The following is a 265-nucleotide window of genomic DNA, read 5'->3' on the forward strand; positions in this document are numbered from 1 at the left end:
GGTCACTGCCGCCTCACAGGCGGTCTGGGCATGAAACTCGGCAGGGAAACTGACCTTGAACAACACGTTTTCCATCACATAGCTGCCCAAGGCCTGAGGCAGACGCAGCTCGTACTGCCCGGCAGGCTTGAGCGCCAAGTCTTTGTTGGTATGACTGAACGATACGTCGTAGAACCCCCACTGCGGCGCCGTGAGCACGCCCGGCACGCCCATCTCGCCGCGCAGGGCGATATCGGCCAGGCGCACGCCCCGGCTGGAAGCATCG

The 265-nt window shown here is 63.4% G+C and carries 1 pseudogene; it reads right to left on the reverse strand.

The window, feature by feature from the left end:
* Positions 1-265 (reverse strand): annotated as a pseudogene (gene prpD / locus R0J88_RS20875) (2-methylcitrate dehydratase); the annotation flags it as partial.

This window comes from Pseudoalteromonas sp. SIMBA_162, from assembly GCF_046535955.1.
Lineage (GTDB): Bacteria > Pseudomonadota > Gammaproteobacteria > Enterobacterales > Alteromonadaceae > Pseudoalteromonas > Pseudoalteromonas marina.